12 protein-coding genes, 1 tRNA gene, 1 rRNA gene and 7 pseudogenes are annotated in these 16,288 nt (G+C 60.7%); 10 read left to right on the top strand and 11 right to left on the bottom strand.

Features of this window, described 5'->3' with window-relative positions; all coding sequences use genetic code 11:
- The first annotated feature begins 55 nt into the window (after window positions 1–55).
- From rrf to ACTJKE_RS26230, 6 genes and pseudogenes are all read left to right on the top strand, one after another.
- Window positions 56–170: ribosomal RNA gene (rrf, locus tag ACTJKE_RS26205) — 5S ribosomal RNA — on the top strand.
- 354 nt (window positions 171–524) lie between these two features.
- Window positions 525–601, top strand: a tRNA-Met gene (locus ACTJKE_RS26210).
- 281 nt (window positions 602–882) lie between these two features.
- Window positions 883–954: pseudogene (locus ACTJKE_RS26215) on the top strand (transposase); the annotation flags it as partial.
- A 129-nt stretch (window positions 955–1,083) separates the two neighbouring features.
- Window positions 1,084–1,414, top strand: a pseudogene (locus tag ACTJKE_RS26220) (IS66 family transposase); the annotation flags it as partial.
- 380 nt (window positions 1,415–1,794) lie between these two features.
- Window positions 1,795–2,001 carry a cold-shock protein gene (locus ACTJKE_RS26225; protein ID WP_440638508.1) on the top strand — a complete coding sequence of 69 codons (207 nt, stop codon included), beginning with the start codon at window positions 1,795–1,797 and terminating at the stop codon, window positions 1,999–2,001.
- Window positions 2,002–2,214: 213 nt separating this feature from the next.
- Entirely contained in the window at window positions 2,215–2,550 is a 336-nt protein-coding gene (locus tag ACTJKE_RS26230) for a hypothetical protein (RefSeq protein ID WP_440638506.1), read from the top strand.
- Between the two features lie 6 nt (window positions 2,551–2,556).
- Here ACTJKE_RS26230 and ACTJKE_RS26235 read toward each other — a convergent pair whose 3' ends face one another.
- Genes ACTJKE_RS26235 through ACTJKE_RS26250 form a run of 4 tightly spaced genes read right to left on the bottom strand, consistent with a single transcriptional unit; the run spans window position 2,557 to window position 4,704 of the window.
- The gene (locus tag ACTJKE_RS26235) at window positions 2,557–3,738 is read right to left on the bottom strand and encodes a site-specific integrase (protein ID WP_058321955.1); all 1,182 of its coding nucleotides are present in this window, start codon (window positions 3,736–3,738) and stop codon (window positions 2,557–2,559) included.
- On the bottom strand, window positions 3,731–4,015 hold the full coding sequence (locus tag ACTJKE_RS26240) for a DUF7673 family protein (RefSeq protein WP_440638504.1): 285 nt from the start codon (window positions 4,013–4,015) through the stop codon (window positions 3,731–3,733). The genes ACTJKE_RS26235 and ACTJKE_RS26240 overlap by 8 nt, the downstream gene beginning before the upstream one ends.
- A 33-nt stretch (window positions 4,016–4,048) precedes the next feature.
- Window positions 4,049–4,450 (bottom strand): type II toxin-antitoxin system VapC family toxin, encoded by a 402-nt coding sequence (locus tag ACTJKE_RS26245; RefSeq protein WP_057252923.1) that lies wholly within the window; start codon window positions 4,448–4,450, stop codon window positions 4,049–4,051.
- Window positions 4,447–4,704 carry a type II toxin-antitoxin system VapB family antitoxin gene (locus ACTJKE_RS26250; protein WP_057252921.1) on the bottom strand — a complete coding sequence of 86 codons (258 nt, stop codon included), beginning with the start codon at window positions 4,702–4,704 and terminating at the stop codon, window positions 4,447–4,449. The genes ACTJKE_RS26245 and ACTJKE_RS26250 overlap by 4 nt, the downstream gene beginning before the upstream one ends.
- A 503-nt stretch (window positions 4,705–5,207) precedes the next feature.
- Here ACTJKE_RS26250 and ACTJKE_RS26255 point away from each other — a divergent pair.
- Window positions 5,208–5,574 (top strand): annotated as a pseudogene (locus ACTJKE_RS26255) (hypothetical protein); the annotation flags it as partial.
- Between the two features lie 143 nt (window positions 5,575–5,717).
- Here the strand turns inward: ACTJKE_RS26255 and ACTJKE_RS26260 are convergent.
- Together ACTJKE_RS26260 and ACTJKE_RS26265 are read right to left on the bottom strand one after the other, a co-directional pair.
- Window positions 5,718–6,665, bottom strand: a pseudogene (locus ACTJKE_RS26260) (ATP-binding protein).
- Between the two features lie 313 nt (window positions 6,666–6,978).
- Window positions 6,979–7,269 carry a hypothetical protein gene (locus ACTJKE_RS26265; RefSeq protein ID WP_440638501.1) on the bottom strand — a complete coding sequence of 97 codons (291 nt, stop codon included), beginning with the start codon at window positions 7,267–7,269 and terminating at the stop codon, window positions 6,979–6,981.
- Between the two features lie 580 nt (window positions 7,270–7,849).
- On the opposite strand from ACTJKE_RS26265, the gene ACTJKE_RS26270 reads away from it, so the two are divergent.
- Window positions 7,850–10,030, top strand: coding sequence for an OmpA family protein (locus tag ACTJKE_RS26270; RefSeq protein ID WP_440692956.1), 2,181 nt, complete (start codon window positions 7,850–7,852; stop codon window positions 10,028–10,030).
- Between the two features lie 163 nt (window positions 10,031–10,193).
- Window positions 10,194–11,957, top strand: coding sequence for an adenylate/guanylate cyclase domain-containing protein (locus tag ACTJKE_RS26275; RefSeq protein WP_440638499.1), 1,764 nt, complete (start codon window positions 10,194–10,196; stop codon window positions 11,955–11,957).
- A 159-nt stretch (window positions 11,958–12,116) separates the two neighbouring features.
- On the opposite strand, the gene ACTJKE_RS26280 is transcribed toward ACTJKE_RS26275, so the two are convergent.
- The 4 genes and pseudogenes from ACTJKE_RS26280 to ACTJKE_RS26295 all read right to left on the bottom strand — a co-directional run.
- Window positions 12,117–12,422: a hypothetical protein gene (locus ACTJKE_RS26280; RefSeq protein ID WP_058327245.1), complete on the bottom strand. Its 306-nt coding sequence runs from the start codon at window positions 12,420–12,422 to the stop codon at window positions 12,117–12,119.
- Window positions 12,423–12,579: 157 nt separating this feature from the next.
- A pseudogene (locus ACTJKE_RS26285) lies at window positions 12,580–12,714 on the bottom strand (LacI family DNA-binding transcriptional regulator); the annotation flags it as partial.
- Window positions 12,715–12,752: 38 nt separating this feature from the next.
- Window positions 12,753–13,391 carry a LysE family translocator gene (locus ACTJKE_RS26290; RefSeq protein ID WP_058321952.1) on the bottom strand — a complete coding sequence of 213 codons (639 nt, stop codon included), beginning with the start codon at window positions 13,389–13,391 and terminating at the stop codon, window positions 12,753–12,755.
- A 613-nt stretch (window positions 13,392–14,004) separates the two neighbouring features.
- Window positions 14,005–14,208 (bottom strand): annotated as a pseudogene (locus ACTJKE_RS26295) (MBL fold metallo-hydrolase); the annotation flags it as partial.
- A gap of 225 nt (window positions 14,209–14,433) precedes the next feature.
- Here ACTJKE_RS26295 and ACTJKE_RS26300 point away from each other — a divergent pair.
- A pseudogene (locus tag ACTJKE_RS26300) lies at window positions 14,434–14,758 on the top strand (TetR/AcrR family transcriptional regulator); the annotation flags it as partial.
- 111 nt (window positions 14,759–14,869) lie between these two features.
- On the opposite strand, the gene ACTJKE_RS26305 reads toward ACTJKE_RS26300, so the two are convergent.
- On the bottom strand, window positions 14,870–16,027 hold the full coding sequence (locus ACTJKE_RS26305) for a DUF882 domain-containing protein (RefSeq protein ID WP_440638511.1): 1,158 nt from the start codon (window positions 16,025–16,027) through the stop codon (window positions 14,870–14,872).
- Window positions 16,028–16,288: the final 261 nt, after the last annotated feature.

A 16,288-nucleotide genomic window follows, 5' to 3' on the forward strand; every position in this document is an offset into this window, starting at 1 on the left:
ACCAGCTTCTCATTCGGTTTGCGCCAAGCTAGGCGCAAATCTTGCGCTTTGCCGACCTGGTGGTTCTGGCGGGGTGGCTGCACCCGTTCCCATTCCGAACACGGCCGTGAAACGCCCCAGCGCCGATGGTACTTCGTCTTAAGACGCGGGAGAGTAGGTCGCTGCCAGGTCTGCAAAACGCAAGAGAAACAACCGCCGCTCCCCTTCGAGGCATCGCCGAGAAGGATAAGGTAGCGGCGGAAACAAACCGAAACATCTTCTCGACACACACTTCGGCCCTGCCGAACACGGGCCGCCACCAAGCGGCCCTTTTGTTTTGCTAGACTGAAAATAATCAGTGCGTCCCTTACGCGAGACAAATCCTACCGATTTGCTCGGCACAGACAAACAACGAGATTTTGCTTCGCAAAACTCGGACCGGATTAAACGGGATTTTGCCTTCGGCAAAACCCGGAAAGAGCGGATAAATCCCATAGGGATTTACCGCGATGACGGATAAACCGCTTAGCGGTTTACCTAGATGGCGCGGGGTGGAGCAGCCCGGTAGCTCGTCAGGCTCATAACCTGAAGGCCGCAGGTTCAAATCCTGCCCCCGCAACCAAATCAAAAAAAGCCCGCGCGGAGAAATCCGCCGGGCTTTTTGACGTTCTAGCGCTACCCGGAGAGAACGGTAAGCGGCAAGCTGACCCCATCTGGCGTAGGTAGCGCGGGCGCCTGTATTGCGGACAGACGATTCACAGACTGTGAGCTTCTATGTCTGCGCCTAGCTCTGGAACTAGAAACCTCCATATGATCGAAGCCGTTCCGGAACGGCTTGAGGGTGCGCCGCGGCAGTTTCGGCGGCGGTGGTCCGATGAATTCAAGGAGCGGGCCGTGGTTGCAATGGAGCCCGGCGCAAGCATTTCGGCGATTGCGCATCGCATCGGAATACATCCGTCGCATTTATTTGGCTGGCGCCGCAATGCTCGTGCCGGACAACGATCCTTCTCGGCGGATCCGGCTGTTCAGGTAGAAGCCGGACCGGTTGGTGCGAGAGCGGTGATCGAGCTTGTCATCGGCGACATCGTTGTCCGGGCGGGCGCGGATAGCCGGCGGAAATTCTACGAGTTGCACGTCGCAAAGAGCTCGAAGGTTGCCACAGAGACGGTCGGCGAAGCTCTGGGAGATTGAGGAAACCATCCGGGGTCAAAGCCCTGAGGCTCGTGCGGCAGCACGTCAGGAAGTCTCTCCAGCGATCGTCAAAGACCTCTTCACCTTCTGGCAGGCGACCCTGCCGCGGGTCTCCGGCAAATCCAAACTCGCGTAGGCGCTCCGCTATGCCATGTCGCGTCGCGACATCTTCGAACGCTTCCTGACCGACGGCCGCATCGAGCTCGACTCCAACATCGTCGAGCGGGCGATCAGACCTCAGGCCGGACCTGAGTCATTGTGCACTCCCACTCTAAGTGTCTGTAAACATTGGAAGCGTCTCCGTGGCAGTGGTGCGACACGGGCGACCCTTTCGGGCTATCGCGGCCTGAACCGTCGCAGAAGTAAGGTCGCTGGCGCGGTGTCGGGCGAAATGAAAAACTGACCCCCCCTATTGCCTCACCCACGAATGTTACCGAAGTTTTGTGCGCTGAGATGGCCGTTATCTTCGCCTGCCGCGGCGGGAGAAGATAACGGCGCAAGGCTGTCAGTCGTCCGGGATGAATTCAGCCTTGTCCGGGGCGCAGTAGCGTCTAATGGTTCTCGCGTAGAGGCGAGCCATGTCCGCCGTTGGGGCGGCACGGCAAATGATCGAAGGAAGACGTTATGGCGACTGGTACCGTAAAATGGTTCAACGCGACGAAGGGGTTTGGTTTCATCCAGCCGGATGACGGCGGGGCTGATGTCTTCGTCCACATTTCTGCGGTTGAGCGGGCTGGGTTGCTAGAGCTGAAAGATGGTCAGAAGATCACATACGAACTGGTTTCGGACCGCAAGTCAGGCAAGATGTCGGCGGACAATTTGCAGGCCTAGGCCGATTTTCGCACTGCGATCTTCTTGGGAGGCGGGATTGCTCGGCAACAGCACTCCTCCTCCTATGCTGGCGGTCACTCACGCTAGGGCGGCCCACTCCTTCCACGCCAGATTTTTTCGTTGCGCCAAACTCTGAAGTCCAATGACCCATCGCGATTCTGCCTTGTTGTTGATCATCATTGTGCTCATGCAAACAGAACCTCGGGAGAGCTCATGGAGACGGACGACTGCGAACTCATCGTTGTGATGAGACGGTATTTTGCGGTGAAGGCCGAGTTGGCCGCACTGACGGCGCAGTTGGAAGCGGAACGAAAGGCGGCCGACGCGGAAATCGGCGTGTTCTATGATCCGCGCCAGAATGCCGAGCAAGCCGCCGACCTCCAGCGCTCGCATCGCTTGAAGGCAGAGATGGTGTCGCTTATGCAGCGCGCTGAAGCCTGGGGCCGGGCGGCGGTAGCCGCTGACCTGCGCGATAGATCGGAGGCGGAAGCTGAGCCTGAAGAATGGCAGTCGTTTGAGAAGCGAGCTGATACATTATTCGGCGCGTAGCCTCGCCTAGACGATGAGCCGGGCCGCTCGTCCATTCTTTCGCTCCGCGTTGTTATAATAGCGCGCCGCCTGGGTCACCGATTTGTGCAGCGACTGCTGCATTGCCTCTGGCAAGGAAACACCGCGGTTGGCAGCCTCGGTGAGATAACCTGACCGCAGTCCATGCGCCGAAAACAAGGTCGGGTCGAGTCCCGACTGTTTGCAACGGCCTTTCAGGATCAGGTTGACGGATTGCGGTGTCAGGGCTCGCCGGTCGATGTTTCCCCACTGGTCGATGCGCCGAAACACGGGGCCATCCTTGATATCGGCTTCCTCAAGCCAGCGTCGCAACGCGACCACTGGCCGGCCGATGAGGACTACCTGTTCGTCGTCGTCACGCGTCGTCGTTTTCGTCCGGCCCACGCGGAGTGACAAGCATGGGAGGAGGGCGGAGTTTTCATCGGTAGGGTTGGCCCGCACCGGCTCTTCGTCGGTTAGATCCTCGACCCGCAATGCCGCCACTTCCGAGCGGCGGCGACCGCCGGACGCGAAGGCGACCAACAGCAGTGCGCGATCGCGCAAGTTCACCAGGCTTTCGCCGGCGCAGGCCAGCAGCAATTGCGCCAGAACATCGGCTGTGACCGCCTTTTTGCTCTTGCGCTGTCGTGGTCGGGCGCTGGCGCGAACGGCGAGCCGCAGAGCGGATCTGAGCGAAGGACCGTCAAAGCAGCCGGTAAGGCCGCGCCACCTGGTGAGGATCGACCAGCTCGTCAGCCGACGCCGCACCGTGTCGGGCGCGTGCGGTCCCTCGGACCGAAGCTGCCGGCGCTCACGGAGGCCATCTTCCACTTCCGCCGGCATGCCATGGCTGGGCTCCTCGGCGCGTTTGATCGGGTCCCAAAGGTGATGAGCGACAAACTTGAGCAGCAGGCTCTCGGGTGCGGGCCAGGGGAGGGGGACGCCGGTGGCGAGTTGGCACCAGGCCTCAAGGTAACCGAGATCGGAGGCGAGTGCGCGAAGTGTATTGTCGCCAATGCCTTCGCCGGCGAGGTGCTTGAGGGTATCGACGTCGTCGTCGGTCAGAAGTGCGGCGAGTCGGTCGCGGCGATCGAAGGGCAGGATGGCCTCGAGGGCGTCGAGCTGCTCTGCACGCCGCAGCACAGCGTCGGAAATGGACGTCGCCTTCACGCTCTTGCCGGATTTAGCCATCGGTTTGCGGCCGCCAGCGTTTGATGATGCTTTCGAGCTCGCCGCGGTAGTCGGTCGGGTAGACCGCATCTTCCTCCCGCGCGAGAGAGGTGAAGATCGTCGCCATGTCCTCCGAGACCGCGCGGTCGACGGCGAACAGGTCGGCGAGATCGAAGCCCCCATTGGCGTCGGCGTTCCACCAGGCGAGCAGGAATTTCGCCACCCGCCGGCCCTGGCCGGCGTCCTCGTGGGCGATGGTCAGCAGTTTTTCGAGAGCAAATCTGACGCGGTCTTCCATGGGATCCCGTCGGGCTTGGTGGGCAATCGTCCTTCAGCCGGATGATGCCGGGTGAATTTTCAGGTCCGTCTGGCCAAAATCGTTGCCCTTGAACAACAGCGGCGCTTTGGTGATCCTCGCAACAGCATAGGAAAAGCAGTCGCCCATGTTGAGCGTGGCCGGATGGCGGCCTTTGCCGAAGCGGTCGAACGCTCGTTCCGCTTCTCGGTAATGCGCCTCGTCGAACGCAATCGCGGTGACGTTCGGCAGCTGGACAAGCTGATCGACAATGTCCGAAGCGTTGGGAAATCCTCTGCCTGCCAGCACCATGCGCGCCTCAAGCAGCGTCGGCCAGCCGATCGCAACGGCCTCCTGCCCCACCAACGCAGTGAACCGTTCGGCCTCCGGCTCTGCCAGAGCCATCGCCAGAATGACCGACGTATCGACAGCGATCATCGCGGCAAACCGTAGTCGTCGTAGTAATCGTCATGCGCGGATGTCGTGCCGGCCGAGACCGCACGCCGCCCTTCGGCCATCAAATCCGATAGGACATCGATCGGCGCCCGGATAGACTGCTGGCGCAGTTCCAGATCGTAGTGCTCGAGCGCCTGCTCGACGAGCCTGTTGATCGGCTGACCCGTGCGGCGCGCCAGCGCGTGCGCCAGATCCCTGGCCTTGGTGCTGCGGACGGACAGTTGCGGTTCGGACATTGCGTTTCCTCGATCGAAATCCCTTCGAATATAGCGATTATGGTTTTAGATGGCAAGAAAATCACTTCGAGATGGCTTGCTATCGATACTTGATCGCTATCGATAGTAATGGTCGAGAATGCGGGACGTTTGGGTGACGGAACGATGTTGGTGCTTAGTATCCGCGCGTGCGATTTAATACGCCAATTCATACGGTTAATCGTTCTTAAATTGGCGAAAGCGCGGGTAAGCGGGGCAGATTTGGTGGCGGCGCACCCATCGCGCAAAAGCTGGTTGTCGACCTTAAGCCAGGTGTTTTCCAACCACAGCGTCGCACTGTCTTCCCGAGGGGCAGCGTTCTCGGCGCGAATGGTCGTGACCTCTACTGAAAAGCTTGCTGACCACATCGACCAGACCCGTCACAAGCTCGCGCAACGCCTTCAGCGAAAGCGTCTCGGAATGCTCAGGCGGGGGGTAATCCCCCCGCCGAATAATGGACTTCAAAAGTAGAATTTTCTCGGGCTTTAGACGCGTCGATGATCAGCCCGATGAAGGCTCTTGAAGACGAGAACCGTCGGCTGAAGAAGATGTATGCGGAGATGAGCATGCAGGCGGAACTGCTCAAAGAGCTCTTGGAAAAAAGTGACGCGGCCATCTCAACGCCGGGAGCCTTACGGCAAACGCGAGCATTTGCCTGTCGGCCAAGGGATGGCCGGGAAAGCGGTGGCGTTGCGCGGGGTGAGCATTGCACTCGCCTGCCGCACCTTTGGTGTCAGCGAGACCTGCTATCGTTACAGCGCCAAGCTGAACGACGAGAACGAGCAAATCGCCTATCTCCTGATCGGGTTGACGCGGGCGAAGAAGAACCGAGGCTTCGGCCTTTGCTTTCTCTAGCGTGCCGGGCCAAACGTAGGCCTGCATCACCGCTTGGTCGATCTGCTCATGCAGATCTTTGTCTATTAGGACGCGACCTCGTCTATGGAGTTCTCGCTCTTTCGACGAAAGAGAACCTTCTTTAGCCTCTGCGACCATTCTCAGTTCCACATGCTGGACAGCGGCGCCGCGGCCAGCTTGTCGCCGAACGGCACCACATCAGTGCTGTCATAGAGGACGACGCCGAAGGCAAAACGATCGCCGAAGGCTTCAGAAAGTGCGCGGAGGCCCCCGAAATCGCTGGCCCTGACCGTGGCGCTCGCCTTGACCTCGATGCCAGCGATCATCCCGTCGTCGCGTTCCAGCACGATGTCCACCTCGCGCATGTCTCGATCCCTGGAATGATATGGTGTCAGCCGCAGGTCTGAGGCCGTCATCAGCTTCAGCACTTCAGAGAACACAAAGCTCTCCAGCAGCGCGCCGAATGTTCCGCGATCCGCCTTCACCCGGTCGAAGGTGAGTCCGCGCACGCTGGCCAGGATACCGGAATCAAGGAAATGCAGCTTGGGTGTCTTGACGATGCGCTTCAGTGTATTGGTGAACCAGGGTTGAAGCGTCGCGACCAGGAACACCTGTTCAAGCAACCCGACATAACGCTGCCCCGTCTTGTGGCTGACGTTGATGCTGCCGGCGAACTGCGAGTAGTTTACCAATTTGCCTGCATGCTCGGCCAATAGCCGCACGAACTTTGGCAGCTCGGTTGGCCCTCGATCTCTGCTCTCGCCAGCGGCAGCATTCGGATGGTCTCCATCCGGCCGGCTAGGCTGTCCGCAATCCGTGGCAGAGTCAGCACATTCGCCGATCCCGTGAGCAAAAACCTGCCCGGACGATAGTCCTCATCGACTGTCTTCTTGATTGCCAGAAGCAGGTCGGGTGCGCGCTGGATCTCGTCGACGATGGCTCGATCAAGGCCCCGAATGAAGCCAGCAGGATCGGATTGCGCGGCTTCGAGAACCGTCTGGTCGTCGAGCGTGATATAGGTTCGACCGGCTTCTCCCATCTTTCGGACGAGGGGTGGTCTTGCCGGCTCGGCGCGGTCCCACGATCAGGGCAACTGGGGTATCTGAAAGGGCTTCCTCCGCGCGCTGCTTTACAAACCTCTTCTCGGCTAATTGGAAGTCAACTGACCGCTAAAGGAGGAACGCTTGGGATTTGCCGTGACGGGTTGATAGCTGGAGGAGAGGCTTCTGGCTCCTGTCGCGGAGAACCACAATGTCCAAATACGATCGCAACGTTTGATTGGCGTCCAGTTTGTCTTTGTCGGTAGGTCCAATCGGTGATTTCAGCGACCTGCTCGAACACGTCGTCGACGCCGCCGGCCGTCGGATCAGCCGGCTGGAGCCAGCCCTCGGCCCATGCGATCTACTCTTCAACGCTGCGGCCATCGATCTCGGCGGTGGTGGTGACGTCCATTGATCGCAGCGCCACTAGGAAATCGCGCACGGCACTGAGCTCGTGCCAATCTTGCGCTAAGTCCCGGAAGCGTCGCCAGCGGCTAGCGTCGCGCTTGCGACGCCGCTGTTCTTCGGCGCTGCTCGGCAAGTTGGCGCTTTCCCTGCTTAACCTTTCCGCCTTGGCGCTCAATCGCCTTGAACAGCGCATCCAGAATGCGGTGTTTGCGGTGGTCCGTTTCGGAGAAATAGCCAGGGTCATAAAGATTGCGCCTCCATGGATCGTGCTCACTGCGGGCTTGACGCTTTTTCTGTTCGTGCTCCGCGAGGCATGAGGCGATGACTGCGTGGGGTCTCAGAAGACGTTCGGGCACCGCAAGGGCGGATTCACTCGCACGGGCTTTTTCCGCCTGTTGCTTGACCTCCGGCGGGAGCTCGATGAGAGGCGCCGGCAACGGTGTCGGTCGAATGGTGATGGAGCGTGTATTGCTCGATTTCGGCAATGGCGTCTGTTTTGGTGCTTTGCCCACGGAATGTTTCGCCCAATAACCACTTACCAACGAGCAGTAATGTCCGCAGGAATGCCGTTCAGTGAGGAAACGCTCGCGCGCTTGGCCAGCGACCTCCGAAAATTCGCCTTTCGGATCAGGTTCGGGATCGGCCTACAAACGGAACCGATCGGGTACTGCGGCGTTGGGACTAGCCTTTGGCTGACACAAAAAAGTCGGAGCCGCGGGGCATGGCCCCTTGGGGCGCGCGAACAGGCGTGCCGTTCTGCCGGCTTTGATGCGGGCGATAAGCGCAACTGGCGCGGGGACCTCCCAATAAGAGGAACAATGATCATGTCGATTCGATCCAAACTTTTCGCAACGGTAACCTTGCCCGTCTTCGCCGTATCTTTCGCGATTCAGCCGGCGCTAGCCGAGAGCCTGAGGGCGCCGTTCCAGGTAGCGCAGGACGGGACCGACCAGCAGTCTCCCGAGGACTTGCTTCTGCTCAAGAAGCGCAAGAAGCAGCATGCCGCCGAGGAAGGGCAGACAGAACAGCAGCGACCGCAGGCCGAGGAGCCGCAGCGTCAGGTCGAAGAGCCGGTTCGCAAGAAGCGCAAACAGCAGGCCGAAGAGCAGCAGCCCGGCTCCGAGGAAAACGCACCGCGGCAGGCTGAAGAACTGCAAACGCCTGTGCGGAAGAAGAGGAAGCAGCACGCCGAAGAACAGCAGCCTGGCGTCGAGGAAAGCGCTCCGCAGCAGGCCGAAGAGCAACAAACTCCGTTGCGCAAGAAGCGCAAGCAGCAAGCTGAGGAACTACAGCCTGGCGTCGAGGAAGCGGCTCCACGGCAGGCTGAGGAGCAACAAAACCCTGTGCCCAAAAGGCGCAAGCAGCAGGCCCAAGACCAGCAGCCCACCGTAGAGGAAGGAACCCCGCAGCAGGCCGATGAACAGCAGGTACCGCTGCCCAAGAAGCGCAAACAGCAGGCGGAAGGACGGCAGCCCGCCGTAGAGGAAGGGACCCCAAAGAAGGCCGAGGAACAGCAGGTACCGCTGCCCAAGGAGCGCAAGCAGCACGCTGAAGGAAAGCAGCCCGAGGAGCAAAAGGCCCTCGAAGAGCGTGCTGCACCGACAGGCGAAACCATAACAGAGCAGCCGACACCGCAGACGGGCGAGGCGGGGCAGCAGCCGGTTCCAGGAGCCGAACAACCCGCAACGGCCGAGCAGCGCCAGGGTGAGGAACCTCAGGGCAAGCCCGCTCCGATCGTTGTCGACAAGCGCACGAAGGAAGAGAAGCGCAAGATCGCCCAGGATCCGGCGGCGACCGACGAAACCGTGGTGCTTCCGGTCGACAATGGCGCGGCTGTGCTCGACAGCGACAAGGACGCCGATAATTCCGGGGGCAACCAGGGGCGCGAGGCTCGGCGCAAGCAGCGCGAGGAGCTGCGCGTCCAGGATCAGAACATAGCGCCGCCGACCGACGACGCCGCGGCCCAGGCGGAGATTCCGGCCGAGGGGCGGCAGGCCGTTTCGCAGAGGATCGAGGCCGCGATCAAGGAAGAAGGGCGACGCGTCGAAGCGGCGCCAGTCTTCGCGGTCCCGGAGACGACGAACACCGTCATCAACAATACGGTGATCAACAACACGACGGTCAACAACACCAGGAACAATGATGTGACCGAGGTGCAACTGGTCGATAGGGTCGGCGATCGCGTTGTCCTCGGCGTCGGCGACCAGATCTTCGTGCGTGGCGACGACCGTCCGCGTCTGCGCCACGATGCGCAGGAGGCCTACTACGACGAGCTTCCGCGCGGCCGCGTTCGTGAAACGATCGTCCGCCCGGGCGGGTATCGGATCGTTACCGTCTACGACCGTTACGGTGACATCTTGCAACGCTCGCGCGTCGACGGCGACGGCAACGAATATGTGCTGATGTACGCGCCGGAGTATCAGGAGGAACGGCGTCCGGCGATCGTCGACGTCGGTTACGAACTGCCGCCGATGCGCCTGACGATTCCGGTCGACGACTACATCGTCGATTACTCGGAAGAACCGGATCGGGACTACTACGAATTCCTGTCCGAGCCGCCGGTCGAACGCGTCGAGCGAGTCTACACGATCGATGAGGTCCGCAATTCGGCCCGCCTGCGTGACAAGGTCCGGCGCATCGATCTCGACACGATCCACTTCGCGACGGGGAGTGCCGAAGTCTCGATGTCGCAGGCAAAGACACTGCGAACGGTCGCCGACGCAATGCAGAAGATTCTCGACAAGGATCCCGGTGAAACCTTCTTCATCGAAGGGCACACGGACGCTGTCGGTTCTGATCGCTCGAACTTGGTCCTCTCCGATGAGCGTGCCGAATCCGTCGCAGTCCTCCTGACCGAAGTTTACGGCATCTCGGCGGAAAACCTAGTCACGCAAGGCTATGGTGAGCGCTTCCTGAAGATCCGCACGCAGGAACCCGAGGAGGAGAACCGCCGCGTGACCATCCGACGCGTGACGCCGCTGGTGCGCCCGGTCGCGCAGCGGTAACCGAAATCTGCATCGCCATGCGTCTGTTCAGATGGGTGGCGATGCATCATGCTGAGTTACTGCATCTTCTGCGTCCTTGCTGGCGACAAGCATTCGTGAATATGGGAAAATGCCGGCATATTAAGCCCGACGATATCGTGGCGCCCCAGGAGCCGTCATAGCTGTGGATCGAAAGCTCGCAGCCATCCTTTCAGCCGATGTTGCTGGCTTCAGTCGCCTTGCGGCGCTGGACGAGGAAGGTACGCTTGCCGCACTAAATGTGTGCCGCAACCGGATTACCGAAGTGGTGAAGGAGCATGGCGGCCGTATCTTCGGTACCGCCGGTGACGGTTTTGTCGCCGAGTTTCCAAGCGCTGTCCAGGCCGTCCGGTGCTCGGTCGAAATCCAGCGTCGTCTTTTCAAGGCCTCAGATGACCGCCTAACCGATCGCCGCCTGGAGTTCCGCATCGGCATCAACCTGGGTGACGTGGTCGTGGCGGGAGACGACCTGCTCGGCGACGGCGTCAATATCGCGGCGCGCGTGCAAGAGATCGCCGCACCGTCAGGCATCTGCATTTCCGCATCGGTGCGCGAGCATCTCGATGGGAAAGTGCCGTTCCCGCTGATCAGTCTCGGCGAGCGCAACTTGAAGAACATCCCGCGGCCAATTTTCGTCTTTCGGGTCGATTGGCAGGAAGAGACGTCTGTCGAAGGCGGCATCGCGTCCGCGTCATCACTTGCCGCCCGCCGTGGCAAGGATCAGCCATCGATCGTCGTCATGCCCTTCGACAACCTCAGCGGGCAAGACGATGAATACTTCGTGGACGGCGTTGTCGAGGAGATCACCGCGGCGCTCTCGTGCGTTCGGAATTTCTTTGTAATCGCGCGACAGTCCGCGTTCACCTACAAGGGACGCTTCGTCGACGTGCGCGAGGTCGGCAGGGAACTCGGCGTCAATTATGTGGTCGAGGGCACCGTTCGCCGAGGCGGCGACCGACTGCGCATTTCGGTGCAATTGGTCGATGCGGAGACAAGGACCCAGTTCTGGTCCGATCGCTACGAGGGCGCAATCGAAGATATGTTCGAATTCCAGGATCGGATCGCGGCGCAGGTGGCGGGCGCCATACACCCGGCGATCCGCGATGCCGAGATCGAACTGGCCAGGCGCAGGCCGCCGACAAGTCTCAGGGCCTATGATTTCGTCATGCGCGCCTACCCGAACCTCTGGGGTCGCCGCAAGGATACCAACAACCAAGCGATCGAACTGCTGCGGCAAGCGATCGCCGTCGATCCAAGCTATGGTCGCGCGCATGCACTTCTGGCTTGGTGCCACGCCTCGAACGCCTCCTACCTGTGGACCGAACAGCCGGAATACGAGCTGGAAAAGGCGCGCGCGGCGGTTGATGCTGTAGGCTCGATCAGCGACGATCCGACCGCCCTGACTGCCGCCGGTGCGGCATTGAGCATTTGCGGCGACCAGGAGCGCGCCACGACCTTTATCGAAAAAGCGCTTGCGCTTGATCCAAACAATGCCTGGGCATGGGCGCGCCTGGGCTGGCTTGCGATCTACAAGGACGAAGCCACTCTGGCAACGGAACGCTTCCAGCGAGGGATGACTCTGAGCCCAAGAGATCCGCTCGCATTCAACATGAGATTGGGGATGGCTTTTTCCTTGGCCATGGAAGGCGCTCTTTCACAAGCGATTGCGATAGCCCATGAGGTCGTCAACACCTATCCAGACGTCACATGGTCCTACCGTCATCTCGCCGCCTGGTCGGCGATGAACGGGGACTTGGAGACCGCCCGATGGGCTGCGGGGAAGCTATTGGCGGCCGAGCCAGGCTTTACCATCGACCGGTATCGAGCGCTTCCTTGGTTTCAAAGCATCCCGCGGTGGCAGGATCAAATGGCCGAGGGGTTGCGGAAAGCGGGAGTGCCTGAACACTGATGGCCATTCGAGGAGATGCGCAATGGCTGGAAAATGCGCAAAGCGCTCGGCCCCGTATGGGGGCTTGCCAGAGCGGTTCCCGGAACGGTCGACGAGGGCATCTGGATTGCTTGCCGGACCCGGATGGCGGGCCGGGCTGCTATATGCTCTTCGCTTGCGTCAAATTCCCGACCCGTCCAGTTCTTGGTCGTCATCGCCTTCCCAGGGTAAGGGCATCGAGGTGAGATTGAGATTGGCCGAAGGCATCGGCATCCAGCATTTCAGTTCCGGCTCGGCGTATTCGATGATGCGGCCGGGCGAGGAATCGGAGGCGCGCCAGCCTTCTCTACCGAACTGATCGCCATTCGACCAATATGCAAGGTCAACTTCCGCTATCCCCTGTTCGGACGGGCGGATCGTGACGAGGATCCGACTGCCGTTTTTCGGTGCGCTTGCCATGTGGCGCCAGCGGTCTGGCTCAGCCATCATTCGTCCTCCTCCTCGCTCCCGGTTGCAAGTTTCGCCGCGCCGTCGAAAACGGTCAACACAAACTTTGGGCAACCCACCGTCTATCGATTGGGGGTTCGATCCACGACATGCTGTACGAGCGTGGTCGCGGCGAGGTAGCGTCGCTCAGATATTAGCGGCGGCGGATCGCCGTAACCCCGTGAAATCCAATGCGTTCGGCAGCTTCCCGCACGCGTTCGGCCGTTTGGGCGCGCACCGGACCCCGCACATTCAGTATGCGGTCGACGGTGGAAACGCCGACGTCTGCGGCTTTGAAGCGTGGTCAGGAGAGTCGAGTGCGGATAGGCCCTAGCCGATTGTTCGCACGCTATCGGCCATCAGCTTGATGCCGAGTGCGCCCACCACAGCGCCAGCCACGCGGTCAATCCAGGTCTTCGAGCGCAGATAGACGACCCGCGGCGCACGTGACGAAAAACCAAGGGCGACAATCGCATACCACACGAACTCGTTGATGAAGAGCAGTGGCGGAAGCGCCAGCAGCATCCAGGTGGGTGTGGGAGACGGTAGCAGCGCAGCAAACATGGATGCATAGAAGATGGCCGTCTTCGGATTGGAAATCTGCACGAAAAGGCCCCGCAGCAGAGACTTCCACAGTGTACCTGGTTGATCTGCGGGCGCATCGGCAATCGCTATCGTCTGGGGAGCGGCACGCCAGATACCGACGCCGATCCAGACGAGGTACGCGCCACCGGCGAGCCTGAGCAGCATGCTGAGCCACTCCACTTGAAGGAGGATCGCTGTCAGGCCGGCGACTGCAATGCAAGCGAATAGAAAGCCGCCAATTCCCATGCCTACCGCTGCCATTAATCCGTCAGCGCGTGACCGGGCGATCGCGATACGCGACACCACAATAAAGCTTGGGCCAGGACTCATGGCTCCAAGAAGGAAGACGCCCAGGATGGTGACAAGAATTGCGAATTCATGCATGTCGCTTCCTCCCGAAAAATCCGGCACCGCGGTGCGCCAGCACTATGGCGACTGTTGCGTCGTTGCTCAATCGTCCGAGTGCTCAGTCCAACACGCGCAACCGACGCGTATCCTCATTTGGGGCGATTTGGCCGTTGCTCCATTCCCTCAGGCAAATTCTATTGTGGCCTGGGCTTCGTTGACCACCCAATCGATGAACACCTTGGCGAGCGGGGAATGGTCCCGGTTCTTTTGCGTGATGACGTAAAGCCCTTCGTCGCCGATTTTATGAAACCTTTGAGCGGGCGGACAAGCGCCCCTTGGGCAAGCTCTTCGCCAGCAGTGGTGTTGTCCCCCATCGCAATGCCAATTCCGCAGCGTGCCGCCGCGAGGTTCTGATTGAAATCTTCAAAACTCAGCCGGCGAACCGTGGCGGGTATCTCCTGGTCGTGGTGACGGAACCAGTCGTTCCAGTGGGTGGATCCGACGCCGTCGAGAAGGACGTGGCGGGTCAGGTCCCTGGTGCGTGTGATGTCGCCGTCCCGGTTGAGGAGGATTGGGCTGCAACGCGAGTTGCTTCCTCGGGGTCGTGTTCAAAAGCCGTTGTGCCAGTCGGGGTGTTCGAACCCGACCGCAAGTTCAGGTCAGGGTCCAACCCCAGGCCGGCGTCGACGAGTATCGTCTGGTCGCCGCTGCGAAGGAGGACCACGTTGCGCGACCAATCGAAAGCGTCTGACGGCAGGAACATATCGTTTAGCCACTCCGCCCGGACGGCCGGGTCGACGTTGTGGGCCAACATCGCGGTTGACAGCGACAGCACCCCAACGCTGACCACCAGCGCTCATCGAGCGTAATAACCGGGCTGATCGAGGTCTGCGAGAAGGCCGGGGCCGGAAGGCTGCCAGTCAAGCAATGTCCGGGTATGCGCGCTGGAAGCGGCCATGTCGGCGCCTGCCATCGTGGCGAACCAGCCGAAGTGTTCACGCGGCCGCGCCTCGACAGGGAGCTGGCGGCCGATTACAGCGGCGATTTCCTTGAACGGGACCGCCTCGTCGGCGACGGCGTGGTACACCGGTTCGAATGCGAGGAGGCGACCGTCCGCGTCGCGCTCGACGACGCCGCCCCGCTCTATCGCGACGCACCCGAAGCCCGGGAGGCAAAGGAAGCGGGCGATCCAATCTTCGAAAATTTCACGCTGGAAGTGCTTACACAGCACCGGTTCCGTCCGGCAATTGGCCGCGGATCTGATCATCACAACGATGACCACTGTCGGTAAGGAGTTTTCAGAAACGCCAAGGAGTTTGGCGGAGATAGAGGTCTACGCCGTCGCAATGGCCGACATGTTCTGCGCCTACATCAGCAGCATGGCTGACGGAGCTCGATCGTAGCGTTGGAAACGTCTCTGTGAAGTGGGCGGTGCCGCAGGCTGAGCCGACTGATCGATTAACTGGCCGCCGGTTCGATTGCGTGTCGCCGAGATACCCGTCCGCGCGCTGCAATCAGCCGTCCGACCAGAAGCGTTCCTTGTCAAAGGCCTTTTTCTGTTCGCCGAATTGGGAAGCCCCATTCGGTATGCGGTTTGCATCCTCAGCGCTTGCCACGGAGGACCCCAGGCTTGCCGGAAGGATCAGCTGCTCAAGTTCTTTAGCCGGCGCCAGCGCCCACTTGAAGAGCGCAGCGTCGCGAATTGACCACTCTGTCTTCGCGGACGGCGAGCCGGTGAGGCTGGATTCGGCTGCGCCCGGCGCCCGCATCGTGCCCGTGCCAAGTGCGAACTTGAACGACGAGGACGGAACGAATGCAGAGGTGTTTACCGGGAGCGCACGCTCGCTGGCGACCGTGCGGAGCGTCGGAAGCGGTGCTGTGATTGAAGCAAGGTCGAAGAACGGCGGTTCTTCGACAGCCTGCTTGAGGGTCTGGCGGTCGAGGGCTTCTTCCCCACGGCTCTTGCGCGTCGGAAGCATTGCGGTCAGCAGGGTATTGTCGAAGGGTGCCGCAGACTTGAATTTCGCTGGACCGGCACTGTTGGCGGCCACGATCGAGGTGGCCTTCACCCGTCGTTTGTAGTCGGCCATCGCTTGGTCATAACCTGGCAAGGCCCCGCCACTGGCAGGAAGATGAAGCGTCTGCCCCTTCGGGAATATGCGGGCCAGTTCCTGGCGCGACATCCGCGGCCACGCCCGCACCTTTCCGACGTCGAGATGCACGAAAGGCGATCCGGAGGTGGGGTAGTAGCCGACCCCTCCGACTTGCATCTGCATGGCGACCTCCCGCAACCGAGCGAGTTTCACACCTGGAATGTAGAAGTCCATCGCCTTTCCCAGCATGTGCTGGCTGTTCTTGGCGACCCCGGTACTGCGCGAGCGCCCGCGCAGCATGTTGTTGGTCGCGGGCGAGCGGTAAGCGGAGACGATGTTGATGTAGTCCTTAGCCCCGGCGCGCTGGTAGACTTCCCAGACTAGGTCGAGAAGACGCGGGTCCATGCGGGCAGGCTCGTTCCTTCGCCAGTCGCGCAGAAAGCGATTGATTTGTGCGAGCCCTTTCGGGTCGTATTTACCGTCCCGCTTGAAGGTGATCGTGGCACGCTCGCCGGTGTGGGTGAAGAAAAGTTTTAATGATCGAACTTCCGCCGAAGACGCGGTGGTGGTGAAGGCCATGGTGGACGCAGCGATGGCGGTGATCGCGCTCACACGCCCAAACCATCGCGCAATGCGCTGGACGCTTCTTCCTGCGACGCCACACGACACAGGCGCCGGATACACGGTTACTGGATACTCAGACACGGCGGGTTCCGATTCATTCGAGGTACAATCCACTGGCGGCAAAGACCGGCGGTTCGGCTCTTCGACGGAAATTATGGTCAACGAAGGATTAAGAACCCGTTGATGCTACCCCAGAGGCTTCATGTGAAGTATTCC

It is taken from the genome of Ensifer sp. 22521, from assembly GCF_052044795.1.
In the GTDB taxonomy this organism is placed as follows: Bacteria; Pseudomonadota; Alphaproteobacteria; order Rhizobiales; family Rhizobiaceae; genus Ensifer.